The organism is Hoeflea sp. IMCC20628 (genome assembly GCF_001011155.1).
Lineage (GTDB): Bacteria > Pseudomonadota > Alphaproteobacteria > Rhizobiales > Rhizobiaceae > Hoeflea.
The window spans coordinates 1,736,296-1,761,869 of record NZ_CP011479.1 but is presented as its reverse complement, the minus strand read 5'-3'; the positions used below and the strand labels follow the sequence as shown (position 1 = coordinate 1,761,869).

23 protein-coding genes are annotated in these 25,574 nt (G+C 58.6%); 2 read left to right on the top strand and 21 right to left on the bottom strand.

The window, feature by feature from the left end; all coding sequences use genetic code 11:
* The first annotated feature begins 60 nt into the window (after window positions 1–60).
* Entirely contained in the window at window positions 61–2,616 is a 2,556-nt protein-coding gene (locus IMCC20628_RS08290) for an FAD-dependent oxidoreductase (protein WP_047029834.1), read from the top strand.
* A 326-nt stretch (window positions 2,617–2,942) separates the two neighbouring features.
* Here IMCC20628_RS08290 and sufA read toward each other — a convergent pair whose 3' ends face one another.
* From sufA to IMCC20628_RS08250, 9 genes are all read right to left on the bottom strand, one after another.
* Entirely contained in the window at window positions 2,943–3,332 is a 390-nt protein-coding gene (gene sufA / locus IMCC20628_RS08285) for a Fe-S cluster assembly scaffold SufA (RefSeq protein ID WP_047029833.1), read from the bottom strand.
* A 110-nt stretch (window positions 3,333–3,442) separates the two neighbouring features.
* The gene (locus tag IMCC20628_RS08280) at window positions 3,443–3,823 is read right to left on the bottom strand and encodes an SUF system Fe-S cluster assembly protein (RefSeq protein WP_047029832.1); all 381 of its coding nucleotides are present in this window, start codon (window positions 3,821–3,823) and stop codon (window positions 3,443–3,445) included.
* A gap of 102 nt (window positions 3,824–3,925) precedes the next feature.
* Window positions 3,926–5,164 carry a cysteine desulfurase gene (locus tag IMCC20628_RS08275; protein ID WP_047029831.1) on the bottom strand — a complete coding sequence of 413 codons (1,239 nt, stop codon included), beginning with the start codon at window positions 5,162–5,164 and terminating at the stop codon, window positions 3,926–3,928.
* A complete protein-coding gene (gene sufD / locus IMCC20628_RS08270; protein WP_047029830.1) occupies window positions 5,157–6,428 on the bottom strand; it encodes a Fe-S cluster assembly protein SufD in 1,272 nt (423 codons plus the stop codon). Before sufD ends, IMCC20628_RS08275 begins: the two co-directional genes overlap by 8 nt.
* A 43-nt stretch (window positions 6,429–6,471) precedes the next feature.
* The gene (sufC, locus tag IMCC20628_RS08265) at window positions 6,472–7,227 is read right to left on the bottom strand and encodes a Fe-S cluster assembly ATPase SufC (RefSeq protein ID WP_047032381.1); all 756 of its coding nucleotides are present in this window, start codon (window positions 7,225–7,227) and stop codon (window positions 6,472–6,474) included.
* Between the two features lie 68 nt (window positions 7,228–7,295).
* Entirely contained in the window at window positions 7,296–7,466 is a 171-nt protein-coding gene (locus IMCC20628_RS25055) for a hypothetical protein (protein ID WP_156174441.1), read from the bottom strand.
* A 31-nt stretch (window positions 7,467–7,497) separates the two neighbouring features.
* On the bottom strand, window positions 7,498–7,707 hold the full coding sequence (locus IMCC20628_RS08260) for a hypothetical protein (protein ID WP_047029829.1): 210 nt from the start codon (window positions 7,705–7,707) through the stop codon (window positions 7,498–7,500).
* A gap of 117 nt (window positions 7,708–7,824) precedes the next feature.
* Window positions 7,825–9,294 carry a Fe-S cluster assembly protein SufB gene (gene sufB, locus IMCC20628_RS08255; RefSeq protein ID WP_047029828.1) on the bottom strand — a complete coding sequence of 490 codons (1,470 nt, stop codon included), beginning with the start codon at window positions 9,292–9,294 and terminating at the stop codon, window positions 7,825–7,827.
* Window positions 9,295–9,449: 155 nt separating this feature from the next.
* On the bottom strand, window positions 9,450–10,622 hold the full coding sequence (locus IMCC20628_RS08250; protein WP_047029827.1) for a cysteine desulfurase family protein: 1,173 nt from the start codon (window positions 10,620–10,622) through the stop codon (window positions 9,450–9,452).
* Window positions 10,623–10,868: 246 nt separating this feature from the next.
* Between IMCC20628_RS08250 and IMCC20628_RS08245 the strand changes: the two genes are divergently transcribed.
* Window positions 10,869–11,546, top strand: a complete 678-nt coding sequence (locus IMCC20628_RS08245; RefSeq protein ID WP_047029826.1) for an alpha/beta hydrolase — start codon at window positions 10,869–10,871, stop codon at window positions 11,544–11,546.
* 290 nt (window positions 11,547–11,836) lie between these two features.
* On the opposite strand, the gene IMCC20628_RS24215 is transcribed toward IMCC20628_RS08245, so the two are convergent.
* From IMCC20628_RS24215 to nuoL, 12 genes are all read right to left on the bottom strand, one after another.
* Window positions 11,837–12,937 (bottom strand): GGDEF domain-containing protein, encoded by a 1,101-nt coding sequence (locus tag IMCC20628_RS24215; RefSeq protein ID WP_197078417.1) that lies wholly within the window; start codon window positions 12,935–12,937, stop codon window positions 11,837–11,839.
* A 187-nt stretch (window positions 12,938–13,124) separates the two neighbouring features.
* On the bottom strand, window positions 13,125–13,829 hold the full coding sequence (locus IMCC20628_RS08235; protein ID WP_047029825.1) for an ABC transporter ATP-binding protein: 705 nt from the start codon (window positions 13,827–13,829) through the stop codon (window positions 13,125–13,127).
* Between the two features lie 11 nt (window positions 13,830–13,840).
* The gene (locus IMCC20628_RS08230; protein ID WP_047029824.1) at window positions 13,841–15,142 is read right to left on the bottom strand and encodes a lipoprotein-releasing ABC transporter permease subunit; all 1,302 of its coding nucleotides are present in this window, start codon (window positions 15,140–15,142) and stop codon (window positions 13,841–13,843) included.
* A gap of 29 nt (window positions 15,143–15,171) precedes the next feature.
* Window positions 15,172–16,515, bottom strand: a complete 1,344-nt coding sequence (gene proS / locus IMCC20628_RS08225) for a proline--tRNA ligase (protein ID WP_047029823.1) — start codon at window positions 16,513–16,515, stop codon at window positions 15,172–15,174.
* A gap of 444 nt (window positions 16,516–16,959) precedes the next feature.
* A complete protein-coding gene (locus IMCC20628_RS08220; RefSeq protein ID WP_047029822.1) occupies window positions 16,960–17,193 on the bottom strand; it encodes a hypothetical protein in 234 nt (77 codons plus the stop codon).
* 206 nt (window positions 17,194–17,399) lie between these two features.
* Window positions 17,400–17,681: a DUF1467 family protein gene (locus IMCC20628_RS08215; protein WP_047029821.1), complete on the bottom strand. Its 282-nt coding sequence runs from the start codon at window positions 17,679–17,681 to the stop codon at window positions 17,400–17,402.
* A 61-nt stretch (window positions 17,682–17,742) separates the two neighbouring features.
* Window positions 17,743–18,147 carry a methylmalonyl-CoA epimerase gene (gene mce / locus IMCC20628_RS08210; protein ID WP_047029820.1) on the bottom strand — a complete coding sequence of 135 codons (405 nt, stop codon included), beginning with the start codon at window positions 18,145–18,147 and terminating at the stop codon, window positions 17,743–17,745.
* A 10-nt stretch (window positions 18,148–18,157) separates the two neighbouring features.
* The gene (locus IMCC20628_RS08205; RefSeq protein ID WP_047029819.1) at window positions 18,158–19,828 is read right to left on the bottom strand and encodes a ribonuclease J; all 1,671 of its coding nucleotides are present in this window, start codon (window positions 19,826–19,828) and stop codon (window positions 18,158–18,160) included.
* Window positions 19,829–19,855: 27 nt separating this feature from the next.
* A complete protein-coding gene (locus tag IMCC20628_RS08200; protein WP_047029818.1) occupies window positions 19,856–20,596 on the bottom strand; it encodes a biotin--[acetyl-CoA-carboxylase] ligase in 741 nt (246 codons plus the stop codon).
* An 18-nt stretch (window positions 20,597–20,614) separates the two neighbouring features.
* Window positions 20,615–22,057 (bottom strand): NADH-quinone oxidoreductase subunit NuoN, encoded by a 1,443-nt coding sequence (gene nuoN / locus IMCC20628_RS08195; RefSeq protein WP_047029817.1) that lies wholly within the window; start codon window positions 22,055–22,057, stop codon window positions 20,615–20,617.
* Window positions 22,058–22,077: 20 nt separating this feature from the next.
* Window positions 22,078–23,589 (bottom strand): NADH-quinone oxidoreductase subunit M, encoded by a 1,512-nt coding sequence (locus IMCC20628_RS08190; RefSeq protein WP_047029816.1) that lies wholly within the window; start codon window positions 23,587–23,589, stop codon window positions 22,078–22,080.
* Window positions 23,589–25,574, bottom strand: a complete 1,986-nt coding sequence (nuoL, locus tag IMCC20628_RS08185) for an NADH-quinone oxidoreductase subunit L (RefSeq protein ID WP_047029815.1) — start codon at window positions 25,572–25,574, stop codon at window positions 23,589–23,591. The genes IMCC20628_RS08190 and nuoL overlap by 1 nt, the downstream gene beginning before the upstream one ends.

The following is a 25,574-nucleotide window of genomic DNA, read 5'->3' as shown; positions in this document are numbered from 1 at the left end:
TCTTGTGCGCCGGGATCCGATTTCGCAATCTGCCGCCAAAATCGAGCCGGGAGTTGGGTCATGAAATCGCATGCAAGAGCCGTGGTAATTGGCGGCGGCGTCGTCGGATGTTCAGTGCTTTACCATCTGGCCAAGGCCGGCTGGACTGACGTCATGCTGATCGAGCGTTCGGAACTGACGTCCGGATCGTCCTGGCATGCGGCTGGCGGCTTTCACACGCTCAACGGCGACCCCAACGTCGCCAAGCTGCAGGCCTATTCCGTCAGCCTCTATGAGGAGCTTGAAGAACTCTCCGGCCAGTCCTGCGGATTGCATTTGACCGGCGGCGTGATGATGGCCGACAGCCCCGAGCGGATGGATTTCCTTCGCCTGGTGCACGCCAAGGGCCGTTATCTCGGCATGGAAACCGAACTGATCACCCCGTCAGAAGCCAAGGCGATGTTCCCGCTGATGGACGAGAGCAATTTCGTCGGCGCGCTGTGGGATCCGGTCGAAGGCCATCTCGACCCCTCCGGCACCACCCATGCCTATGCCAAGGCCGCACAAAAGCTTGGCGCGGAGATCGTGCTGCGCAACCGCGTCATCGAGCTGACGCAGGAGGCCGACGGCACCTGGAACGTCATCACCGAGCAAGGCACCGTCAAGGCCGATCACGTGGTCAATGCCGGCGGGCTGTGGGCGCGCGAAGTCGGCCGCATGGTTGGTCTTGAATTGCCGCTTCTGGCCATGGAGCACATGTATCTGCTCACCGAGGAAATGCCCGAAGTGCTTGAGTTCAACGCTAAGACCGGCCGCGAACTTGTTGGCGTCATTGACTTCAAGGGCGAGATCTACACCCGCCAGGAGCGCTCCGGTATTCTGCTCGGCACATATGAGAAAGCCTGCAAGCCCTGGTCGCCAATCGATACGCCATGGGATTTCGGCCATGAACTACTCGCACCCGATCTCGACCGCATCGCGCCGTCGCTGGAGGTCGGCTTCAGGCATTTCCCGGCGCTGGAAAATGTCGGCATCAAGCAGGTCATCAACGGCCCCTTCACCTTTGCACCCGATGGCAACCCGCTTGTGGGACCGGTCCCGGGCCTGACCAATTACTGGACCGCCTGCGCGGTGATGGCCGGCTTCAGCCAGGGTGGCGGTGTTGGACTCGCACTATCGAACTGGATGGTCCATGGAGATCCGGGCGCCGATATCTGGGGCATGGATGTCTCACGCTACGGCGAGTGGGCGACGCTGCGCTACACCAATGCCAAGGTGCGCGAGAACTACTCCCGCCGCTTCTCGATCTCGTTCCCGAACGAGGAACTGCCCGCCGCCCGGCCGCAGCAGACCACACCGCTCTATGACACCATGGTGCGCGACAATCACGCCGTCATGGGCGACACCTGGGGACTGGAAACACCTTTGTGGTTTGCACCATCAGCGGAAGAAGCTCACGACGTGCTGTCCTTCCACCGCTCCAATGATTTCAATCACATCGGCAATGAAGTCCGTGCTGTGCGCGAGCGCGTCGGCGTCACCGAGATCGCCAACTTCGCCAAATATCGTGTCAGCGGCCCGGGCTCCGAGGCCTGGTTGTCGCATCTGATGACCAACACCATGCCCAAGCTCGGCCGCATCGTGCTGACGCCAATGCTCAATGAGTTCGGCAAGCTGATCGGCGACTTCACCATCGCCAAGGTGGCCGACGAGGACTTCATGGTCTGGGGCTCGTCAGCGGCGCAACGCTATCACATGCGCTGGTTCAACACCCACCTGCCCGCTGAAAGCACGATCCGCATCCACCGCTATGACCTGACTTTGGTCGGCCTGTCGATCGCCGGGCCCCGCGCCCGCGATCTGCTCGCCAAACTGACCGATGACGACGTCTCCAACGCGAGTTTCCGATTCATGGATTTCCGCCAGATGGATGTCGGCGGCGCGCCCTGCATGGTTAACCGCGTCACCTATACCGGCGATCTCGGCTACGAGATCTGGATGGAACCGTGCTACGAGTTGGCCGTCTATCGCGCCATCAAGGCGGCAGGCGAAGAATTCGGCATCGCCGATTTCGGCATGCGGGCGCTGCTGTCGATGCGGCTCGAGAAAAACTTCCCGACCTGGTTCCGCGAACTCCGTCCAATCTACGGTCCCTATGAGGGTGCGATGGATCGCTTCATCAAACTGTCGAAGAACGATTTCATCGGCCGTGAGGCAGCAGCAAAGGAACATGCCGACGGGCCAAAACTGATGCGGGCCTCCTTCATGGTCGATGCGCTCGACGCCGACGTGATGGGTGATGAACCGGTCTGGGCCAAGGTTGGCGACACCGACTACGGCACGGTCGAACAGCCGCACGGCTACGGCGCGCCGCGCTTCGATGCCGATGGCACCGAGATTGCCAAGCCCGAAGGCGGCACCCTGCGCGATGGCGACTGGCGCGTGGTCGGCTGGATCACGTCGGGCGGCTATGCCCATACTATTGGCTCCTCAATGGCGCAGGGCTACATCCCCGCAGCACTGGCGACAAACGGCGACACCGGCATGTTCGAGATCGAAATCATAGGCATCCGCCGCCCGGCCCGCATCGCATTGGAAGCCCCGTTCGATCCGATGGGCGAGAAGATGCGCAGCTAGCGCTGGCCGGTCACGACTGAGCACGACCGGACTGGGGAAGGAAGACGTTCCCACTCCCGCCACCCCGGACTTGATCCGGGGTCCAGCCACCGCGTGTCCCCGCGGTGAGAAACTTGTTCATTCGTTGCACGAATTATTCCCCAGGCTCGCGGACGCTCCCCTGCTGGATACCGGATCGGTGTCCGGTATGACGGTGAAGGGAAATCCCGCCGGCATGCGCTTCGCACGCCAGACAAACGCAAAAACGCCCGCACAGTCAGAGACTTGCGGGCGTTTTGAGATTCAATATGCAAACGGCCTAAATCAATCCGTCACAGCCAAAAAACCTAATCGACACGCACTACCGGGTTGCCGGCCTCAGCCAGCTTGGCAAGATCAGCAGGCTTGAGCTCGACGGATTCGCCGCAGCCACAGGCCGATGTCTGGTTGGGATTGTTGAATACAAACCCCGAGCGCAGCTTGGTAACTTCGTAATCCATCTCGGTGCCAAGCAGATAAAGCACGGCTTCCGGGGCAACGAAGACCACCGCGTCGTCGCGCTCGATCCGGTCGTCCTTCGGATTGACCTCGCGCGCCAGATCGATGGCATATTCCATCCCGGCGCAGCCACCCTTCTTGATGCTGACGCGGATGCCGGTGGCATCGTCAGACGCTTTGATGACCGTCTTGACGCGCTCTGCAGCGGCGGCAGTCAATGTCATTACGGCAAAACCCATCACAGTCTCCTCGAGTCAAACGGACAAAACATCCGCTGCTTCGTTGTCATCAATGTAGTGTGGATCTATCATGTTAACAAGCGGTGCCCGGCAATCCATCTGCAGACCGGTCAATACCAGCCGACAGCGACCTGGGCTTCTTCGCTCATCCGGTCCGGCGACCAGGGCGGGTCAAACGTCATCGACACTTCAACGCCGGAGATGCCTTCTACCGTGTTGACTGCGTTCTCGACCCAGCCCGGCATTTCGCCTGCCACCGGACAGCCAGGTGCTGTCAGCGTCATGGCGATCTTGACCATCCGGTCATCCTCGATGTCGATCTTGTAGATCAGGCCGAGTTCGTAGATGTCGGACGGAATCTCCGGATCATAGACAGTTTTCAACGCCGAGATGATGTCGTCGCTCAGCCGCGCCAGTTCGTCGCGCGGGATCGCGGAGGTGACAACCGCCTCGTTTGGCTCGGTCGTTGCAGTTTCGGGTGCGTCGCTCATTGGCTTTGCTCCTTGAAAGTTTGTCAGGGAAAAGTGGAAACCGGTTTTCCCGAATAGACAAACGAAAACGAAAATCTAGAACCTGTCTGGCTCAGACGGGGTCTAGGAGAAAAACGCCCTTGCCTTGTCGAGTGCTTCAACCAGCACATCGATTTCCGCACGGGTATTGTACAGCCCCATCGAGGCCCGGCAAGTCGACGTCGCACCAAAGCGCTTGAGCAGTGGCTGGGCGCAATGCGTGCCCGCCCTCACCGCCACGCCGGAGCGATCGATCAGCATCGAGATATCATGCGCATGAACGCCTTCGATCTCGAACGCGAAAATCGCGCCCTTGCCCGGCGCCGTGCCGATCAGCCTGAGCGCATTGACCGCCGACAACTTCTCCGACGCATAGGCCGCCAGATCGGCTTCATGCGCAGCAATGCGCGCGCGTCCAAGCTTCTCCATGTACTCGAGCGAAACACCGAGACCAATCGCCTGCACGATCGGCGGCGTGCCAGCCTCGAACCGGTGCGGTGGATCATTATAGGTGACGTTGTCTTCGCTGACGTCGACGATCATCTCGCCGCCGCCCATGAACGGCTGCATGGCTTTAAGTGCGTCTGTCTTGCCGTAGAGCACGCCGATGCCCGACGGCCCGTAGAGCTTGTGGCCGGTCATCACATACCAGTCGCAATCGATATCCTGCACATCGACAGGCATGTGAACTGCCGCCTGGCTGCCATCAACCAGCACCTTGACGCCGCGCTCATGCGCAATGCGGCAAACTTCCTTCACATCGACCACAGTACCAAGCACATTCGACATATGGGTAATGGCGACCAGTTTGGTACGATCGGTCAGCGCCTTGCGGAAATCATCAAGATCGAAATTGCCCTGATCATCGACACCTACCCAGACGATCTTTGCGCCCTGGCGTTCGCGCAGGAAATGCCACGGCACGATGTTGGAGTGGTGCTCCATGATGGTAACGACGATTTCGTCGCCCTCATCGATATGCGGCATGCCGTAGCCATAGGCGACGGTATTGATCGCCTCGGTGGTCGACTTGGTGAACACCACATTGTCGACCGATGGCGCATTGAGAAAACGCTTTACGATCTCGCGGGCGTTCTCATAAGCATCGGTTGCAGCATTGGACAGAAAATGCAGGCCGCGGTGCACATTGGCATATTCATTCGAATAGGCCTGGCTGACCGCGTCAATCATCACCTGCGGTTTTTGCGCCGATGCGCCATTGTCGAGATAAACCAGCGGCTTGTCATAGACCGTGCGTGACAGGATCGGGAAATCCTTGCGGACCTCCTCCACATCATATGCGTGATTCAAAACATCAGCCATGATCAATAAGCCACTGTTCGACAAAGGTTTCCAGCGACGTAACCAGATCCTCGTTTTCCAGCTCGTCGATCAGTTCATCCACAAAACCGTTGACCAGCAAACCGCGCGCCGACTTTTCGGTGATGCCACGCGCCATCAGATAAAACAGGTGATTGTGATCGATATCGATCACCGTGGCGCCATGGCCGCAGATCACGTCGTCGGCGAAAATCTCGAGCTCGGGCTTGGCCGCAAACTCACCGTCGTCGGACAGGAGCAGCGTGTTGCAGGCCATCTGGGCATCGGTTTTCTGCGCTTCCTTCGCCACCCGGATCTGCCCCTGAAACACGCCACGGGCGCGATCCAGCACAACATTTCGGACTATCTCTTTCGAGGTTGTGTTGGGCACAGTGTGGCCAAGCGTCAACGTCACATCGGTGTGGCTGTCACCGGCCAGCAGGTTGACGCAGCGCAGATCGAAATGCGAGCTCTCGCCCGCCACGTCGACATGCAGTTCCTGCCGCACCAGCTTGCCGCCGGCGTTGATGACATAGACCTTCAACGTCGCATCGGCACCAAGCCGGGCAGTGAGCTGGGCCAGATGCTGGTCGTCCACACCCCGTCCCTGCAGAATGATCCACGTCACCTCGGCGCCGTCGGCCAGGTCCAGCGAAGAGATAGAACTCGACAACCCGGTTTCATCTTCGTCGCCGAGATGCCGCTCGATGATCATCGCCTTGGACTTGGCACCAAATTTCGCCACGAACCGGTTATGCGCCTGACCGCCGGATTGTACCGACTGGATCTCGATGATCTCTTCGATCTGAGCGTCCTCGGCAACGGTGAAACTGTAGCCGTCGCCGACAAAGGCGCCGTTGAGCTGACCAATCAGGTCATCATTGCCGCGCGCAGCAAGAAGGCTGGCTGCTTCGCCCGAAGACAAAAGTTCATTGAACCGGGTCAGTTTCATGCCTTCGGGCGCCGATACATCCGAGCCCTGGCCCTGAACCATCGGCAACACCACACTGCCCCACAGCAGCGGATCAACCCGCTTGGCCCTGCCGGTCGGCGTGCCTAGCGCACTCCGCAGCAAGTTGCGCAAATCGGTGTAGTGCCAGCTCTCGACGCGCCGGGTTGGAAGGCCCGCATCAGCAACGGCACCCAACAAATTGTCCCGGGCGGCTGTCACCGGCGCGTCACCGGGCAAATCGCCGGTCACCTTGGCGAAACTGTCCAGAATTGCCTGTTCTGCTGCTGTACGTGGCGGCTTTGTCTGCATGTCCATGCCTGTCTCTCCTGGCCTTGCGGCCCGTCCGTTCAGCGTCGCTTCAAGCGGCGGCTTCAATGATGCCGGTGTAGCCATTGGCTTCCAGATCGAGCGCCAGATCCTTGGTCCCGGATTTGATCACCTGGCCCTGATACAGCACGTGCACGCTGTCGGGCACGATGTATTCAAGCAGGCGCTGATAGTGGGTAATCACGATGACTGCACGGTCTGGCGAACGCAAAGCATTGACGCCGTCCGAGACGATCTTCAGCGCGTCGATGTCGAGGCCGGAATCGGTCTCATCCAGCACGCAGAGCTTTGGCGCCAGAAGCTTCATCTGCAGAATTTCGGCGCGCTTTTTCTCGCCGCCGGAAAAGCCGACATTGAGCGGGCGCTTGAGCATGTCCGGATTGATCTGCAGGCTGGCTGCGGCTTCCTTGACCAGCTTGATGAAATCGGGCGTTTTCAATTCTTCCTCGCCGCGCGCCTTGCGCTGCTCGTTCATCGCCACCTTGAGGAACTGCATGGTCGCCACTCCGGGAATTTCCACCGGATACTGGAACGCCAGGAAAATGCCCTTGGCCGCGCGCTCGGACGGGTCAAGCTCCAGAATGCTCTCGCCATTGTACAGAATGTCGCCTTCGGTGACTTCGTAGTCCTTCCGGCCTGCAAGAATGTAGGACAGGGTGGATTTGCCCGATCCGTTCGGGCCCATGATGGCCGCCACTTCGCCGGCCTTGACCGTCAGATTGAGCCCGCGAATGATCTCTGTGCCGTCCTCGGCGATCCGGGCGTGAAGGTTCTTGATTTCTAGCATTTCGTTGTTTCCCAACTCGAATTCAAATTTCATATCTGCCAACGCGCACTCGGGCGGCAGAGCTCATCTTACAGTCCCGTCAGGCCTCGCAGCAGCGGCAGCACGGTGGCCGCCACAATCCCGACAAGGGCGCCAACTGACACCCGAACCAATCGTCCACCGAAACTCGGAGCAAGCGCCGAAAGGATGCCGCAAATCACGGCGTACCAGGCAATGACAGTTCCATCGAAGCTCATCATCAGGTTCCCTGTTGATCCAGACCCAACCGGCTCAGTCGTCCTCGTTCTGCAGACCCTGCAAACGCCGCGCGATCGAAGCCAGCTCCAGCCGTGCGCGATGCAATTCGGTGCTCAGCATCTTCTCGCTTGACCCGGTTGAGCCGCGCGATATCGCTTCCAGAAGATCGTCAATCGACCCGCCAAGATCCCGATACCGGGTCTTGAGCTTGTCCATTTCGGTTTGTGTTTCCTTGGCCACCATCACCGACAATCCTTTTTGCCCGTCCGCAATCTTCCAAACCAGTCCATTCGCTCCGCCTTCACTGGCGATGACACCAGATCCTCGGAACAAGCCCGAGGATGACGGGAGAAGAGAACATCAGCCAACACTTCCTTCGAGACTGATCCCGATCAGCTTCTGGGCTTCCACCGCAAATTCCATCGGCAGTTCCTGGATCACTTCGCGGACAAAGCCGTTGACGATCAGCGCGATCGCCTCTTCCTCGGGAATGCCGCGGGCCAGGCAGTAAAACAGCTGGTCCTCGGAAATCTTCGACGTGGTGGCTTCATGCTCGAACTGCGCCGTCGAGTTCTTCGCCTCGATGTAAGGCACCGTATGCGCACCGCACTCATTGCCGATCAGCAAGCTGTCGCACTGGGTGAAATTGCGTGCATTGGATGCCTTGCGGTGGGCCGAAACCTGGCCGCGATAGGTGTTGGACGAATGCCCGGCGGAAATGCCCTTGGAGATGATCCGGCTCGAGGTGTTCTTGCCCAGATGGATCATCTTGGTACCGGAATCGATCTGCTGATAGCCGTTCGACACCGCAATCGAGTAGAACTCGCCACGCGAACCATCGCCGCGCAGAATGCAGGACGGGTATTTCCAGGTAATCGCCGATCCGGTCTCGACCTGGGTCCAGGAGATCTTCGAGTTCTTGCCACGGCAATCGCCGCGCTTGGTGACGAAATTGTAGATCCCGCCCTTGCCGTCCTTGTCGCCCGGATACCAGTTCTGAACCGTCGAGTACTTGATCTCGGCGTCATCCATGGCAATCAGTTCGACCACCGCCGCATGCAGCTGGTTTTCATCGCGCTGCGGTGCGGTGCAGCCTTCGAGATAGGACACATAGGCGCCCTCTTCGGCGATGATCAACGTCCGTTCAAACTGGCCGGTGTTCTTCTCATTAATGCGGAAATAGGTCGACAGCTCCATCGGGCAACGAACACCCTTTGGCACATAGACGAACGAGCCATCGGTAAACACCGCCGCGTTGAGCGTGGCGTAGTAATTGTCGGTGACCGGAACAACGGTACCGAGATGTTTCTGCACCAGTTCGGGATATTCGCGCATCGCTTCCGAGATCGACATGAAGATCACGCCGGCCTGCGAAAGCTCTTTCTTGAAGGTGGTGACGACCGAGACCGAATCGAACACCGCATCAACGGCGATCTTGGATTGCTGCACGCCGGCCAGAATTTCCTGCTCGCGCAGCGGAATGCCGAGCTTTTCGTAAACCCGCAGCAGTTCCGGATCGACGTCGTCAATCGAGGTCGGGCCAGCGGTGCTCTTGGGCGCCGAGTAATAGTGAATGTCCTGGAAGTCGATCTTTGGATAATCGACCCGTGCCCAGCTGGGCTCTTCCATAGTCAGCCAGCGCTTGAACGCGTCCAGACGCCATTCCAGCATCCATTCCGGCTCGTTCTTCTTGGCCGAGATCATCCGAATGGTGTCTTCGGTCAGTCCCTTGGGCGCCGTATCGCTTTCGATAACGGTCTCAAAACCATATTTGTACTGATCCACGTCAATTTCACGGACCTGATCGATGGTCTCCTGCACTGCAGGCATGGCGCTCTCCAATCTCGCCGGGTCAAGGCCGGCAGCTTGTTAACGTCGAATGATGTGCCCGTACGGGCTTCATCACTATGTAAGGCGGGACGTCTGTCTTCGCCATGTCATTCGCAAATTTTCTCGCATTTGCGAACGGAATTCTTGTCAGCCGGTCACGCGGCGGCTTGTTTTGCCTGACGGGCAATCCGCCGGGCGTTGATGGTGCCGAACACATCAAGAAATGTCTCGATGTCTTCAATTGTATTGTCGTGGCCCAGGCTGATCCGGATTGCGCCGAGATCGGCGTCGGCGCCCATGGCTGCCAGCACATGGCTCTCGCCGATCTTGCCCGAGGAGCAGGCCGCACCGGCTGACACCGCGACGCCTTCCATATCAAAGGCAATTTGTGCTGTCTCGGCTTTCAGTCCCGGCAGCGAAAAGAAGCTGGTATTGGCCAGCCTGTCCGCCTTCGTTCCATGCAGGATCACATCCGGCGCCAGTTCGCGCATTCCGGCTTCCATGCGATCGCGCAATGACGCCACAGCGGCAATGCCGTCAAGCGCATGCACTGCGTTTTCTGCGGCAGCGCAAAAGCCGGCGATGCCGACCAGGTTTTCGGTGCCGCCGCGATGACCTTTTTCCTGGCCTCCGCCACGGATCAATGGTGCCGGCATCAAGGTTTCGCCGGCGCTGACCAGCGCGCCAATTCCCTTCGGCCCGCCAATCTTGTGGCCCGACAGGATCAGGAAATCTGCCCCCAGATCATCAGGAGAGAGTGCAAGCCGGCCTGCGCCCTGCACCGCGTCAACAACCAGAAGGCCCTGATAGGCGTTGACAATGTCTGCCGCAGCACGCACCGGCTGGATCACGCCGGTTTCATTGTTGGCCAGTTGCAGCCCGAGCATTGCCTGACCGGTGGATTGATCATGGCCGGCAAGGACAGCTTCCAGCGCTTGCAGATCAAGACGTCCGTCCGCATCAACCGGCAGCACCGTCACCTGATCGGCGGCAAACCTGCCGCCAGCCAGAATGGCCGGATGCTCGACCGCTGACACCAGCAAACGCGACACCCGCACGGCCGAACGGCCCATGCGGAAATCCGGCGTTAACACGTGATTGGCAGCTTCAGTCGCCCCGGAACAAAAAGTCACTTGGGCGGCGGGAACATGACAAAGCCGGGCAACAGCGTCGCGGGCACGCGATATCACTGAACGGGCCTGCCGACCCTCCGCATGGACTGAAGACGGGTTTCCAGGCAGCGCCATCGCGTCATGCATCGCATCCCGAGCCGCCGCCAGAAGCGGTGCGGTTGCGTTGTAATCGAGATAGAGGCGCCCGTCCGCCATGATACCCTCAACCTGTTAAACCTGCAGTCCTGAAGTGCTGGACGCATTTTTCTTGAATTTTCGGTGTCCGATGCCGTAAGAGACATTAACTTTCAGCGAACCCGCTGCAGTTTCGAACGATTCTAAACTAGGTTCTACGGAGCCGTCCCGCCATCGTCAAGGGCGCGGATGCGATATCCGACCGCCTGTCAGTCTGATGAAAACCAGTGGCAGGCCGCGCGAACCCAGCCCATGCATGGAGTATCAATGCCTGAAGTCATTTTCAATGGACCTGCCGGACGCCTCGAAGGCCGCTATCAGCCTGGCAAGGAAAAGAACGCACCGATCGCCATCATATTGCATCCGCATCCGCAATTCGGCGGCACCATGAACAACCAGATCGTCTACCAGCTGTTTTACATGTTCCAGCAGCGCGGATTCACGACCCTGCGGTTCAACTTCCGCTCGATCGGCCGCAGCCAGGGCGATTTCGACCATGGCTCGGGCGAACTCTCCGATGCAGCAGGCGCGCTCGATTGGGTGCAGAGCCTGCACCCGGATTCAAAAAGCTGCTGGGTTGCCGGCTATTCCTTCGGCGCCTGGATCGGCATGCAACTTCTGATGCGGCGACCCGAAATAGAGGGTTTCTTCTCGATTGCTCCACAGCCCAACACTTATGACTTCTCGTTCCTGGCGCCCTGCCCGTCATCGGGCCTGATCATCCATGGCGATGCCGACCGTGTGGCACCTGAAAAGGACGTCAACGGCCTGGTTGAAAAGCTCAAGCTGCAAAAGGGTATTCTCATTACCCAGAAGACCATGCCCGGCGCCAACCACTTCTTCACCGGCCAGGTCGATGAACTGATGAGCGAGTGCGAAGATTACCTTGATCGCCGCCTTGCCGGCGAACTGGTGCCCGAAACAACAGCCAAGCGCCTGCGCTAGGCCTCGTCACTCAAAGCGAACTGCAAAGGCATGGCGGATAAAACCGCCGTGCCTTTTTCGTTTGGGGATTGGTGTTCCAATGCTCAAGACCATCCATCAATGATGCCAGTCTGCTGCGTCTTGCCCGGCGACCAGTTTGGGCGGGCAACGATCTTTGGGCGCGCAGCGATCGAAAGTCCGAAATGTCGGCATGGGGAGAATATCCGCTTTCGTTCGCAGCGGATAATGCTGATGAAATCTAAGAAGACCCACCTGTGAGTCGCTGACAGATTATGGTGCGAAAGCCGCGGTCATGCGGCGAAAGAGGATTTCCCAAGATCCAGTTTTGATGGAAATTCGCACTCAATACCGCCGCCGTTCCGCTTCGCGCGGTATGAGGCTTTATCCGCAATAGCCATCATATGTTCAAGTTTTGCAGAGCCGGAGAGTGCCATCGTGTACCCCAGGCTGATGCCAATGGTGATATCTTCACCGGCAATCAGATACGGCAGGCTGAGAACATTGACGATGTTTCTGGCTAACAGGTCAGCTTCAACGGGATGCCTGACATCTGGTTGAAGAATGGCAAATTCATCGCCGCCAACGCGCACGGCGATACTCGGTTGGTCCAGGTTTTCCCTGAGCCTGTTTCCTATACTCGCCAACAGTTCATCCCCGACTGCGTGACCAAAGCGGTCATTGACGCTCTTGAAGCCGTCAAGGTCGAAGCAATGCACGCAGGTCAGACTATTTTCAGCGCGACCAAGGGTCATGAACGCCTCGCCAAGCGCGGTGCGATTGCGAAGTCCCGTCAACGGATCGTGGCGTGCCTGATGCTGCATTTCCAGACGCAGGCATATCTGCCGGGTGGCCGTCCCGTAGACATGCCAGACGCTCTGCATCGCCGCCACCAGGAAGGCCACAAACAGCGTCGCCAATATCCAGTGGGCGGTATCGCCGTAGAGCATGGCTGAAATTGTCGTTGGTATCCCAGCAATCATGATCGCAGTCGCGGCGATGAATGGCCGAACTGATATCCGGATTGCCACACCGGCGGAATATCCAAAGATCAGCGCTGTTGCGAAAATATGCACTGACAGATCGTCATAGGTGAATACCGCAGTTGCCAGCGAACCGACAGAGGCGGCGACGACGAAGGTCAGCAGTCCGTGCGCCATCTCCCAGCGGGCGGCACCTTCGACGGTTGCGCGTTTCGTCGCGTTTGCGCGCCTATGGGCCACCGTAACAAAAATCTTGGCAAGGGAGGCAACGCTTCCGCTGATGGTGGCCAGCATGAGTTCCATGCCGCCGAGGCTGTCGTATGCAAACAGGCCGATAGCAAGGATCGTCAGACCCATGATCGTCGTCGGGGAAATCGTAGAGGTAAGCTCCGATACCAGCGTCTTGAACACATCGTCGGTTTCTCTGTAACGCACATCACCCCCCTTATTCACAGGCCTCACGTCCTGTAGCATCCGACATCTTGGAGGGGGATGTTTAATATTTTGTCAGTTCGAACAGCAAAAAATGGTGCAACTGGCAGTCTTTGTACAAGAATTGATGCATGACCCGATACACCCAGGCCTGACCAGCCAGTCCTTACTCCAGCTCAACCACCAGGCCGTCCTGCAGCGTCACGCGGCGGTTCATCAGGCTGGCGAGATCGTGGTTGTGGGTGGCGATCACCGCCGAAAGCCCTGATTCCCGCACCAGCGCATCGAGCGCTTCAAACACATAGCCGGCGGTTTCCGGATCAAGATTGCCTGTCGGTTCATCGGCAAACAGGATCAGTGGCGCATTGGCCACCGCACGGGCGATGGCGACGCGTTGCTGCTCGCCGCCCGAAAGTTCTGACGGACGATGGCCGGCACGATGGCCGATGCGCATATAGTCGAGCAATTGCTCGGCGCGCACCTTGGCTTCAGCCTTGGAAAGACCGGTGATCAGCTGCGGCATCATGATGTTTTCAAGCGCCGTGAATTCTGGCAGCAGATGGTGGAACTGATAGACAAAGCCGATATCCGACCGGCGGATTGCGGTCCGGCGATCATCGGACAAGTGCCCGCAAGCCTCGCCATCAATGATGATATCGCCTTCGTCCGGGCGTTCCAGCAAACCAGCAAGATGCAACAGCGTCGATTTGCCGGTTCCCGAAGGGGCGACAAGCGCCACCGTCTCGCCGGCTTCCAGGGTGAAATTCGCCCCGTTCAGGATGGAGATCTGATTATCGCCCTGCAGAAAATGGCGTCCGACATCGACCATCTGGAGAACCGGATGGTTCCCTTTGCGCGCCCCGTCACTCATATCGCGCTCCGTTACTCATATCTCAGAGCCTGAACCGGATCGAGCTTGGAAGCACGCCAGGACGGGATCAAGGTGGCAATGAAAGACAGAACCAGCGCCACGACCAGCACAACGATGGTTTCGCCCGAATCCATATCGGCAGGCAACTGGCTCAGGAAATACAGTTCCGGATTGAACAGCGTGGTGCCGGAAAGCCAGGAGAAAAACTGGCGGATGCGCTCGACATTGAGGCAAACGACCACGCCCAACAAAAACCCTGCAATGGTGCCGGTGACTCCGATCGCGGCACCGGTCATGAAGAAGATCCGCATCACCGATCCCGACGTCGCCCCCATGGTCCGCAGGATGGCAATGTCACGGCCCTTGTCCTTGACCAGCATGATCAGCCCGGAAACGATATTCAGCGCCGCTACCAGAATGATCAACGTCAGGATCATGAACATCACATTGCGCTCAACCTGAAGCGCTGAAAAGAAGGTCTGGTTGCGTTGCCGCCAATCGGTGATGAAAATCTGCCGCTCTGCCGCAGCCTCGATCAGCGGCCGCATGGTATCGATCTCATCGGGCTTATCGACAAAGATCTCGATCGATTGCACCAACCCCTCGGAGTTGAAATAGAGCTGCGCCTCCTCAAGCGGCATGTAGATGATCGACGAATCATACTCCGACATCCCGACCTCGAAGATCGCCGACACCACATAGCTTTTCACCCTTGGCGTCATGCCGAATGGCGTCACATCGCCCTCGGGCGCGACAAGGGTGATGCGGTCCCCCGCGGTGAGCCCCAGCGATTGCGCCATGCGCGAGCCGATCGCCACGCCGTCGCCGGCGACGAACCCGAGCATGTCGCCCGAGCGGATATTGTCTGAAACGATTTTCATCGACTGAAAATCTTCGGCGCGAATACCGCGCACCAGCGCCCCTGTGCCTGCCCCGCCAACGCCGGAAGCCAGCGTCTGGCCTTCGACCAGCGGGATCGCCATAGTCACGCCCTTGACCGCCTTGAGCCGTGCAGCCAGCGATTCATAATCATCCAGTGGACGGTCAATCGGCTGCACGATCATATGGCCGTTGATACCGAGAATACGGGTAATCAACTCGCCGCGAAACCCGTTCATCACCGCCATCACGATGATCAGGGTCGCCACACCGAGCATGATTCCGACGAAGGAAAAACCGGCAATCACCGAAATGAAGGCTTCCTTGCGGCGCGACCGCAGATAGCGCCATGCCACCATCCGCTCGAACGCCGAAAACGGCTTCGCCGACGGTGATGGCGTGCTGGGCAGGTTGACGACGTCCGTATCGGTCATGCGCGGATTCCCTTTGGGCGGACTATCGGCTAGCGGGCTTGCGCGAGGCGGTTGATGGCCTCGTCGATCGACATCGTTTCACGTTCGCCCGTAGCGCGCACCTTGATCTCGACGTTGCCCTCTGCCACCGAACGCGGACCGGCGATGACCTGCAGCGGCAGGCCGATCAGATCGGCCCTGGCGAATTTTGCGCCGGCGCGTTCGTCGGTGTCATCGTAAAGCACATCAAGGCCGGCAGTCTCGAGCGCGGTCTCGATCTTTTCGCAGGCTGCATCGCAACCCGCATCGCCAGGCTTCATGTTGATCAGGCCGACATCGAACGGCGCAACGCTTGCTGGCCAGATGATGCCGTTTTCGTCATGTGACGCCTCGATGATGGCGCCGAGCAAACGCGACGGACCGATGCCGTAAGAACCCATCGAAACGAAATGCTGCTTGCCATCGGGACCCTGAACATAAGCGTTCATCGGTTCGGAATATTTGGTGCCAAAATGGAAGATATGGCCGACTTCAATGCCGCGGGCAGATACGCGGGACTCTTCAGAGAGCCCATCCCATGCCTCGCGCGCCCAGTCTTCCTTGTCCATGATCTCGTCAGTGGCTGCAAAAGGCGTCGTCCACTTGTCGACCACGGCGGCGACAGCGGCGGCATCATCATAATTCATGTCTGCGCCAGGCACGGCAAAATCTTCAAAATCGCGATGACAGAAGACCTGGCTTTCGCCGGTTTCGGCCAGAACGATGAACTCATGGCTCAGGCTGCCGCCGATCGGTCCGGTGTCTGCGCGCATCGGGATCGACTTGAGCCCGCAGCGTTCGAATGTGCGCAAATAGGATACGAACATCCGGTTGTAAGCCGCCTGCGAGGCCTCGTAATCGAGATCGAAGGAATAGGCGTCCTTCATCAGGAATTCGCGACCGCGCATGACGCCAAAGCGGGGCCGGCGTTCGTCGCGGAACTTCCACTGTATATGATACAGATTGAGCGGCAGGTCCTTGTAGGACTTGACGTAGGAGCGGAAAATATCGGTGACCATTTCCTCGTTGGTCGGCCCATAGAGCATCTCGCGATCATTGCGATCGTTGATGCGCAGCATTTCCTGACCGTAATCGTCGTAGCGTCCGCTTTCCTTCCACAGGTCGGCAGGTTGCACGGTGGGCATCAAGATTTCGATGGCCCCTGCCCGGTTCTGCTCTTCGCGCACGATGTTGCAGACCTTGTCGAGCACCCGCTTGCCCAGCGGCAACCAGGAATAAATCCCCGCAGACTGCTGCTTGATCATGCCCGCACGCGCCATCAGGCGGTGGGAGACAATTTCCGCATCCTTGGGGTTTTCCTTCAGGATGGGCAGAAAATACTTCGACAGACGCATGGGATAATCCGATTAAACAATAAGCCTTGGGGGCTGAATCAGGCAAATTGAGGGTTGACGTGCAAAGCGTTCTTATCCGCTTCGCCCAGCAAAGAAAACCCGTGGAAGCATGTGTTGTGGGCCTGACATGGCGAGCTTACGCTTTTGTGCAAGGGGGGCGACTTAAAAATGAGATAAAACAGGTGACAAGCGCATTCGATTGCGGTAAATACAGCTCACTAAAGAGGCATTTCTCATTGGGAAACGCCCATTTCGCGGTCAAAGTCTTGGGAGGATTGGATCTCAGGCGCGCTTTGTTCGCTGCCCCCGGGTAACCGGGAAATGGATCACGCGATACTTTTACAACAAGGCTTCATGCCTTGTTTTTTTTTGCCTGTTTTCTGAACGGTTGCTCGGCATACGCCCATCAGTTCCGGACGTTGCCTGAGGACCGCTGGCTGCGCGTCATTTGTCCTTGCGCGCCCCCTTGCCCAACTCTCGTTCAGCACGGACGTCCTTGTCCATTTTTTCAAGACTTTCGATGACACTGGCATCAGGGTCCTGCTTGACGTCAGGAACTGCGTGGCGCTGATTGCGCACATTGGCTTGATCGTCACCCTGCAGGGAATTGTCGCCCATCTTGTCCTGGGCCAGATCGGCTTCGTTCAGACGCTTTGATGTATTTTCGGAATTGGACATTGAAAACCTCCATGGATCTGTTGCTGTTCGCTTAGCCAACGGAGCAAGCACGGCAAAGTTCCATGAAGTGGTTGACTGCAAAGGCTGCAGTCAGCCTACAGCGCCGCGCATTCAACCGGATGCGCAAAGGTCGCTTTAACCCTTCGAATTTATGCATCAATGTAATCGTTCAAATGAATACATTTGAACACGACATGCATTAGGGCTCAGTTGGCCGCAGACTTGAAATCCGGCGACAGCGCGATCAGATCATCGAGCGTGTAACCGCCGACCACTGTGATCAGCAAATAGACGGCAAACACCGCCGCAGATATTGCGGTGGTGCGCCAGAAAATCGGGCCAAAGTGGAAATTCGCCGGCGCGCTGTGGGTTGTTCCCAAAGTCACATTACCTTCATCGGCCTGGCTGCGCGCCGAGAACGGCAACACAGTGAACAGCACCACCCACCAGATGATGAAATAGATCGCAAAACCGGTTCCGAAACCCATGATGATCTTCCTTGTGGCGCATGTGAATTGTTGCGGCCGCCAAAACGCTACGTCTTCTGTTTCAGGCCTGCTCGAGTTCAATCAGCGTGCCGTTGAAATCCTTGGGATGCAGGAACAGCACCGGCTTGTTGTGTGCGCCAAGCCGGGGCTCACCGTCGCCGAGCACGCGCGCGCCCTCACTTTTGAGCCGGTCGCGCGCGGCCAGAATGTCGTCTACCTCGTAGCAGACATGATGCATGCCGCCCGACGGGTTCTTGGCCAGAAACGCCGCGATCGGCGAATCCTCACTCAGCGGTTCGAGCAGTTCGATCTTGGTGTTGGGCAAGACAATGAACACCACCGTCACCCCGTGCTCGGGCAAAACCTGAGGCTCTGTCACCTCGGCCCCAAGCATGGTGCGGTACTGGGCACTTGCCGCGGCAAGGTCCGGCACCGCAATGGCGACATGGTTCAGACGTCCAAGCATGCCCGTTGCCTCACACCTTGTTGACGAAGACTGTCACGATAGGCTTCTTGCCCCATACCTCGTTTGCCGCAGCGCGAACAGAGCGGCGAATTGCCTCGCGTACGCCATCGGTGTCCTTGCGCCGACCGCGCGGAATGCTTTCCACCGCACCCAGCACCGCGTCATAGAGAATGTCTTCCATCTCGTCGCCTTCGCCATCGACGCCCGGCAGACCGATGGCGACAACCACCGGATCCCGCTGGAACTCGGAACGATGGTCAAGCAGCACATTGACTGCGACATGCCCGGTGAACGACAGCTTGCGCCGCTCGGAAATACCCATCTCGTCGAAATCGCCAATCAGATGGCCATCCTTGTAGATGCGGCCGTGATGGGCCTGACCAATGACTTCCGGCTTGCCCGGCGCCAGACGCAATACATCGCCGTTGCGGACGCGTGGCGTGAGCGCAATCCCGGATGCCTGAGCAAGTGCTGCCTGGGCAGTCAGATGAGCTGCCTCGCCGTGTACCGGAACCAGGATCTTCGGCTTGACCCACTCGTACATCTGCACCAGTTCGGTGCGGCGCGGGTGGCCGGAGACATGCACCAGCGCGTCAGCGTCGGTGACAATCTTGACGCCCTGCTCGATCAGGCCATTCTTGATATCGATGATGCCCTTTTCATTGCCGGGAATGGAACGCGATGAAAACACCACGGTGTCGCCGGATGTGAGGGCCACATTGCGCATCTCATCACGCGACAGTTTGGCCAGCGCCGCACGCGGCTCGCCCTGGCTGCCGGTCAGAATGACCACAACCTTGTCACGCGGAATATAGCCATATTCGTCTTCGGCCAGGAATTCCGGAATTCCGTCCATCATGCCGAGATCGGTGGCGACATTGACCACCCGCTTGATCGAACTGCCGAGCAGCAGCACTTCGCGACCTGCGTCGCGCGCAGCTTCGGCGATCGAGCGGATGCGGCCGACATTGGAAGAGAATGTGGTGATCGCCACACGGCCTTCGGCCTGTTCGATGACCTCGCGCAAACCGGCGCTGATTTCCTTCTCGGATGGGGAAACACCTTCGCGCATGGCGTTGGTGGAATCGCACATCATGGCAAGGATGCCCTCCTCGCCCAACTGCCGGAACCGGTTTTCATCGGTCAGCGGTCCGAGTGACGGCGTCAAGTCGATCTTCCAGTCACCTGTGTGAATGAGGTTGCCCAGCGGTGTGCGGATCGCCAGCGAAAACGGCTCCGGGATGGAGTGGTTGACCGCGACCGGTTCAATCTCGAACGGCCCGACGGTAAAGCGCTCGCCAGCCTTGAACAGATTGATCGGAACCTCAGCGCGGGTCCGCTCATAGGCACGTTTGGCTTCAAGCATTCCCTGGGTGAAAGCCGACGCATAAACCGGAACATTGTCGAGCCTTGGCCACAGCTGTGCCAGGGCGCCGTAATGGTCCTCATGCGCATGGGTGATGATGATTCCCTTGAGCTGCTTGCCAAGGCTCTTGACGAATTTGATGTCCGGAAGCACCAGATCGACGCCGGGAAGTTCCGGCCCCGGAAAGGTGACACCGCAGTCAACCATGATCCATTCACGCAGTTTGGGCGAGCCGTAGCCATATAGCGCGAGGTTCATGCCTATTTCGCCAACGCCACCGAGGGGTACGAATACGAGATCCTGGTCTTTTGTCATCAATTATCCTGTCTAATCACATCATGGTCAGGAGAAAAACACGTCGCCGGAGGCGATCATCTGTTTTCGTCCGTCCGGCAGTGCAAGCATCAGCCTGCCCTCGCCGTCTATTCCGTCAAACACACCGTGAATCTGGTGGTCTGGCAAATTTATTGTCACCGGCTTTCCGATGCCGTCGGCGCGCTCAAGCCACGCATCGCGGATGCGCGCAAGGCCGCGTCCCTCATCCCATATAGCAAGCGCTTCGCTCATGGAAACCACCAGATGCGCAAACAGCTCCTGCGGCGTCGTTGAACTGCCTTGCTCGACCAGACATGTCGCAGGGTAAAGCCCCGTATCCGGGCGGTGCGCAATATTGACACCGCACCCTATCACAACCGCCCTGCGGCCGTCAGACAACTGCTCGGCTTCGATCAGGATGCCTGCTGTCTTGCAGCCTTCAATCAATAGATCATTGGGCCACTTGATCCGCAAAGCCGCAGCCCCGCCGGGAAGCACCGTTGCCACCGCCTGATGCACGGCAAGCGTGACAGCCAGCGGCAGACTGGCCATCTGCTCCCATGGCGCCGGGTCGATCAGCAGAAGCGAAGAGTACAGGTTGCCAGGCTCTGAAACCCAGACACGGCCCCTGCGGCCACGACCACCGGTCTGCCGCACAGCGGTAATCCACAAGCCGCCCGTCTCGCCAGCCCGAGCGCGCTCCATGCATTCCACATTGGTGGATGCAACGTCGCCCAGTTCAACGTGTCTGAAGTCCAGTGTCTTCATGCGGCCAGCCGCCGCATTCTAGAAAAACGTCTTTGCGGCGACGTCTGCGGCCAGACCCAGCGGATTGGAAACCACCACATAAAACAGCACGAACAGGCCTGAAACACCAAACACCAGCTTGAGTTCACCAGCCACCGGCACGAAGGAACCGTTCGGTTCATCAAACCACATGATCTTGATGATCCGCAGGTAGTAATAGGCGCCGACCACCGATGCCAGCACGCCGATGATGGCAAGCCCGTAAAGCTTGGCTTCGATCGCTGCGACAAAAACAAAATACTTGCCGAAGAAGCCTGCCAGCGGCGGAATGCCCGCAAGCGAGAACATCAGGATGGTCAGCATCAGCGCCATGAACGGATTGGTCGACGACAAACCTGCCAGATCGTCGATCTGCTCGACATTACCGTCTTCCTTGCGCCGCATGGCCAGGATGCAGGCAAATGTGCCCAGCGTCATCACCATGTAGATCAGCATGTAAAGGATCACGCCGCGAACACCGGCCTGGCTGCCGGCAGCAAGCCCGACCAGCGCAAAACCCATGTGACCGATCGAGGAATAGGCCATCAGCCGCTTGATGTTCTTCTGGCCAATCGCGGCAAAGGCGCCAAGCACCATGGAGGCGATCGAAATGAACACCACGATCTGCTGCCAATCGACGGTGATCGGCTCGAATGCCACGATGACGATGCGGACGAACAGCGCCATGGCCGCGATCTTGGGGGCAGCGGAGAAGAACGCGGTGACCGGAGTCGGCGCACCTTCATAAACGTCGGGCGTCCACATGTGGAACGGCACGGCCGAAATCTTGAAGGCGATGCCGGCCAGCAGGAACACCAGGCCGAACACCAGCCCGAGCGAGCGGTCGCTGTCGGCAATGGCTGCAGCGATCTCGTCAAAGCCGGTATGGCCGGTATAGCCATAGACCAGCGATGCGCCATAGAGCAGCATGCCGGACGACAAAGCGCCGAGCACGAAATATTTGAGACCTGCTTCGGTCGACCGGGTGCTGTCGCGGTTGATTGCGGCAACAACGTAAAGCGCCAGCGACTGCAGTTCGAGCCCCATATAGAGCGCCATCAGGTCATTGGCCGAAATCATCAACAGCATGCCGAGCGTTGCCAGCACGATCAGCACCGGAAATTCGAATTTGTCGATGCGCTCGGACTTGGCGTGCCCGACGGTCATCACCATGGCGGTGATCGAACCGATCAAGGCCAGAACCTTCATGAAGCGGGCGAAAGGATCGGACAGGAACGCGCCGTTAAAGGCCTCGCCGTTGTCGGTCAACAGCACCAGCACCAGCCCTGACATGATCAACAACGCCACCGCCAGACCGTTGACCAGTGTGACCGACTTTTCGCCGGAAAACACGCCAACCATCAAAAGCAGCATGGCGCCAACGGCCAGCATGAGTTCGGGTACGGCAAGCTGTAGGCTGGATGTGAGTATCTCTGGCGTCATGGTCCCGCAGTCTCCGTAGCTCAGTTAACCGACAGCGCGAGATCGCGCGCTGCCTGCAGCGAAGCCGAGTAGTTGTTGATCAGCGCGTCAACCGAAGCTGCCGTCACATCAAAGATTGGCGCCGGATAGACACCAAAGAGAATTGTCAGCGCCACGAGCGGATACAGGATCACCTTCTCGCGGCCCGACAGGTCGAGCATGGCCTTCAGGCTTTCCTTTTCCAGGGCGCCAAAGACAACCCGGCGGTACAGCCACAACGCATAGGCCGCCGACAGGATCACCCCGGTGGTGGCAAACAGCGCCACCCAGGTGTTGACCTGGAACACGCCGATCAGCGTCAGGAATTCACCGACGAAGCCTGAGGTGCCGGGCAGTCCGACATTGGCCATGGTGAACAGCATGAACACCACCGCAAATTTCGGCATGTTCTTGACCAGTCCGCCATAGGCAGCAATCTCACGGGTGTGCATCCGGTCATAGATCACGCCGACACAGAGAAACAGCGCGCTGGAGATCAGCCCGTGGCTCAGCATCTGGAAGATCGCGCCCTGCACGCCCTGCTGGTTGGCGGCGAAAATACCCATGGTCACAAAGCCCATATGGGCCACCGACGAATAGGCGATCAGCTTCTTCATGTCTTCCTGCATCAACGCCACCAGCGAGGTGTAGATGATCGCCACGACAGACAGCGTGAAGATGAACGGTGCGAAATCAGCCGAGGCCAGCGGGAACATTGGTAGCGAGAAGCGCAGGAAGCCGTAGCCGCCAAGCTTCAACAACACACCCGCCAGGATCACCGAGCCTGCTGTCGGCGCCTCGACGTGGGCGTCGGGCAACCAGGTATGCACCGGCCACATCGGCATCTTCACCGCAAACGAGGCAAAGAACGCCAGCCATAGCCAGGTTTGCATCTCCGCCGGGAAATCATGCGCCAGCAGCGCCCGGATATCGGTCGTGCCCGCGTCCCAATACATCGCCATGATCGCCAGCAGCATCAATACCGAGCCGGCCAATGTGTAGAGGAAGAACTTGAAGCTGGCATAGACCCGGCGTTTGCCGCCCCAGACGCCGATGATGATGAACATCGGAATGAGTCCGGCTTCGAAGAAGACATAAAACAGCACGATGTCGAGGGCGCAGAACACGCCGATCATCATGGTTTCGAGCACCAGGAAGGCGATCATGTATTCCCGCACGCGGGTCTCGACAGATTTCCAGCTGGCCAGAATGCACAATGGCATCAGGAAGGTGGTCAGGATGACAAACAGCATCGAAATGCCGTCAACGCCCATCGCGTAGGAGAACATCGAGCCAGGCAGATCGATGGCTTCCACCATCTGGAAACCAGGATCGCTGACATCGAAACTCGCCCAGATCAACAGCGACATCACGAATGTAGCGGTCGTCCCCAGAAGTGCTACCTGACGGATGTTGCGCCGTCCGATCTCGGTATCATCCTTGATCGGCAACAAAAACAACACACAGATCAGCGGTATGAAGGTGACAACTGACAATAGCGGCCAATCGGTCATCAGAATGCACTCCCGAGCATCATCCATGTGACAAGCGCTGCAATTCCGATCAGCATCACGAAGGCGTAGTGGTAAAGATATCCGGTCTGCAGCCGGACAACCCAGCCGGTAATGTCCTGGGCCCGGGCGACAACACCATTGGGGCCGTAGCCGTCAATGATGCGGACATCGCCCTGCTTCCACAGGAAGGTGCTGAGCCGTTTTGCAGGACGGACGAAGAGGAAGTCGTAGAGCTCGTCGAAATACCACTTGTTGAGCAGGAACTGGTAGAGGACGCGATGATCCTCGGCCAGCCGCTTGGGTGTTTCGGGCGAGCGGATATAGAAGTACCAGGCTGTCACAAGTCCGAGCAGCATGGCCACGAACGGGCTCAGCTTGACCCACAACGGCACGTGGTGGAATTCCTCGAGGATCTCGTTGCCTGCGCCGGTGAACAGCGCGCCCTTCCAGAACGCGGCATATTCATGACCGAAGAAGAACTCCTTGAACAGCACGCCGGCAAACAGCGCGCCAGCGGCCAGGATGAACAGCGGCACCAGCATCACCATCGGTGATTCATGGGCGTGATGCATCACATCGGAGGACGCCCGCGGCTTGCCGTGGAAGGTCATGAAGATCAGCCGCCAGGAATAGAAGCTGGTAAACAGCGCCGCAATCACCAACAGGCCAAAGGCAATCCCGGCTGCCGAACCGTGCGCCGCATAGGCGGATTCAATGATGATGTCCTTGGAGAAGAAACCGGCGGTGCCGATCAATGTGCCGGGAATGCCGACACCTGTCAGCGCAATGGTGCCGATGATCATCATCCAGTAGGTCATCGGGATCTTCTTGCGCAGACCGCCCATGCGCCGCATGTCCTGCTCGTCGGAGACGGCATGGATCACCGAACCGGCGCCAAGGAACAACAGCGCCTTGAAGAAGGCGTGGGTGAACAGGTGGAAGATGGCGCCGCCATAGGCGCCGATGCCGAGCGCCACGAACATGTAGCCCAACTGCGAACAGGTCGAATAGGCAATCACCCGCTTGATGTCGTTCTGTACCAGACCGACGGTGGCTGCAAAGAAGGCGGTAATAGCACCGATCCAGGTGACAAAGGTCAGTGCATCAGGCGACAATTCGAAGATCGGTGACATGCGCGCCACCAGAAAGACACCGGCAGTCACCATGGTCGCGGCATGGATCAGCGCCGACACGGGTGTCGGGCCTTCCATCGCGTCGGGCAACCAGGTGTGCAGCAGGAACTGCGCCGACTTGCCCATGGCGCCCATGAACAACAGCAGGCAGATACCGGTCAGCGCGTGCGCCTTGTCCAGATGCATGCCGAACAGCGTAATGACTGAATCGCCAGCCTCGGCGCCTTCCGCTGGAAGATAGTCCGCGGCGCTGGCGAATATCGTGTCGAACGAAGCCGAGCCGAACAGCACGAACAGGCCGAAGATACCAAGCAGGAAGCCGAAGTCGCCTACCCGGTTGACGATGAACGCCTTCATTGCAGCGGCATTGGCGGACGGCTTCTTGTACCAGAATCCGATCAGCAGATAGGACGCCACGCCGACGCCTTCCCAGCCAAAGAACATCTGCAAAAGATTGTCCGACGTCACCAGCATCAGCATGGCGAAGGTGAAGAACGACAGATAGGCGAAGAACCGCGGCCGGTGCGGATCATTGTGCATGTACCCGATAGAGTAGACATGAACCAGGCAAGACACGGTGTTGACCACCACCAGCATCACCGCCGTCAGCGTATCGATGCGCAGTGCCCAGTCAACGCTGAGCGCGCCTGAATCGATCCAGCGCATGATCGGGATGCGAACCGTCTCGCCATCGCCCATGGCGATGGTGAAAAAGGACACCCACGACAGCAGCGCCGCGATGATCAGGAACGATGTCGTGACATATTCCGAGGCCTTGGCGCCGATGGCACGGCCGCCGAAGCCGGCAACGATGGCGCCGAGAAGAGGAAGAAAGACGATAGCTTGGTACAT

Bases quoted from the DNA above. Each gene is read 5' to 3' on its own strand.
- IMCC20628_RS08290 (WP_047029834.1), top strand. From the start codon at position 61: ATGAAATCGCATGCAAGAGCCGTGGTAATTGGCGGCGGCGTCGTCGGA.
- sufA (WP_047029833.1), bottom strand. From the start codon at position 3,332: ATGGGTTTTGCCGTAATGACATTGACTGCCGCCGCTGCAGAGCGCGTC.
- IMCC20628_RS08280 (WP_047029832.1), bottom strand. From the start codon at position 3,823: ATGAGCGACGCACCCGAAACTGCAACGACCGAGCCAAACGAGGCGGTT.
- IMCC20628_RS08275 (WP_047029831.1), bottom strand. From the start codon at position 5,164: ATGGCTGATGTTTTGAATCACGCATATGATGTGGAGGAGGTCCGCAAG.
- sufD (WP_047029830.1), bottom strand. From the start codon at position 6,428: ATGGACATGCAGACAAAGCCGCCACGTACAGCAGCAGAACAGGCAATT.
- sufC (WP_047032381.1), bottom strand. From the start codon at position 7,227: ATGCTAGAAATCAAGAACCTTCACGCCCGGATCGCCGAGGACGGCACA.
- IMCC20628_RS25055 (WP_156174441.1), bottom strand. From the start codon at position 7,466: ATGATGAGCTTCGATGGAACTGTCATTGCCTGGTACGCCGTGATTTGC.
- IMCC20628_RS08260 (WP_047029829.1), bottom strand. From the start codon at position 7,707: ATGGTGGCCAAGGAAACACAAACCGAAATGGACAAGCTCAAGACCCGG.
- sufB (WP_047029828.1), bottom strand. From the start codon at position 9,294: ATGCCTGCAGTGCAGGAGACCATCGATCAGGTCCGTGAAATTGACGTG.
- IMCC20628_RS08250 (WP_047029827.1), bottom strand. From the start codon at position 10,622: ATGGCGGACGGGCGCCTCTATCTCGATTACAACGCAACCGCACCGCTT.
- IMCC20628_RS08245 (WP_047029826.1), top strand. From the start codon at position 10,869: ATGCCTGAAGTCATTTTCAATGGACCTGCCGGACGCCTCGAAGGCCGC.
- IMCC20628_RS08235 (WP_047029825.1), bottom strand. From the start codon at position 13,829: ATGAGTGACGGGGCGCGCAAAGGGAACCATCCGGTTCTCCAGATGGTC.
- IMCC20628_RS08230 (WP_047029824.1), bottom strand. From the start codon at position 15,142: ATGACCGATACGGACGTCGTCAACCTGCCCAGCACGCCATCACCGTCG.
- proS (WP_047029823.1), bottom strand. From the start codon at position 16,515: ATGCGTCTGTCGAAGTATTTTCTGCCCATCCTGAAGGAAAACCCCAAG.
- IMCC20628_RS08220 (WP_047029822.1), bottom strand. From the start codon at position 17,193: ATGTCCAATTCCGAAAATACATCAAAGCGTCTGAACGAAGCCGATCTG.
- IMCC20628_RS08215 (WP_047029821.1), bottom strand. From the start codon at position 17,681: ATGGGTTTCGGAACCGGTTTTGCGATCTATTTCATCATCTGGTGGGTG.
- mce (WP_047029820.1), bottom strand. From the start codon at position 18,147: ATGCTTGGACGTCTGAACCATGTCGCCATTGCGGTGCCGGACCTTGCC.
- IMCC20628_RS08205 (WP_047029819.1), bottom strand. From the start codon at position 19,828: ATGACAAAAGACCAGGATCTCGTATTCGTACCCCTCGGTGGCGTTGGC.
- IMCC20628_RS08200 (WP_047029818.1), bottom strand. From the start codon at position 20,596: ATGAAGACACTGGACTTCAGACACGTTGAACTGGGCGACGTTGCATCC.
- nuoN (WP_047029817.1), bottom strand. From the start codon at position 22,057: ATGACGCCAGAGATACTCACATCCAGCCTACAGCTTGCCGTACCCGAA.
- IMCC20628_RS08190 (WP_047029816.1), bottom strand. From the start codon at position 23,589: ATGACCGATTGGCCGCTATTGTCAGTTGTCACCTTCATACCGCTGATC.
- nuoL (WP_047029815.1), bottom strand. From the start codon at position 25,574: ATGTACCAAGCTATCGTCTTTCTTCCTCTTCTCGGCGCCATCGTTGCC.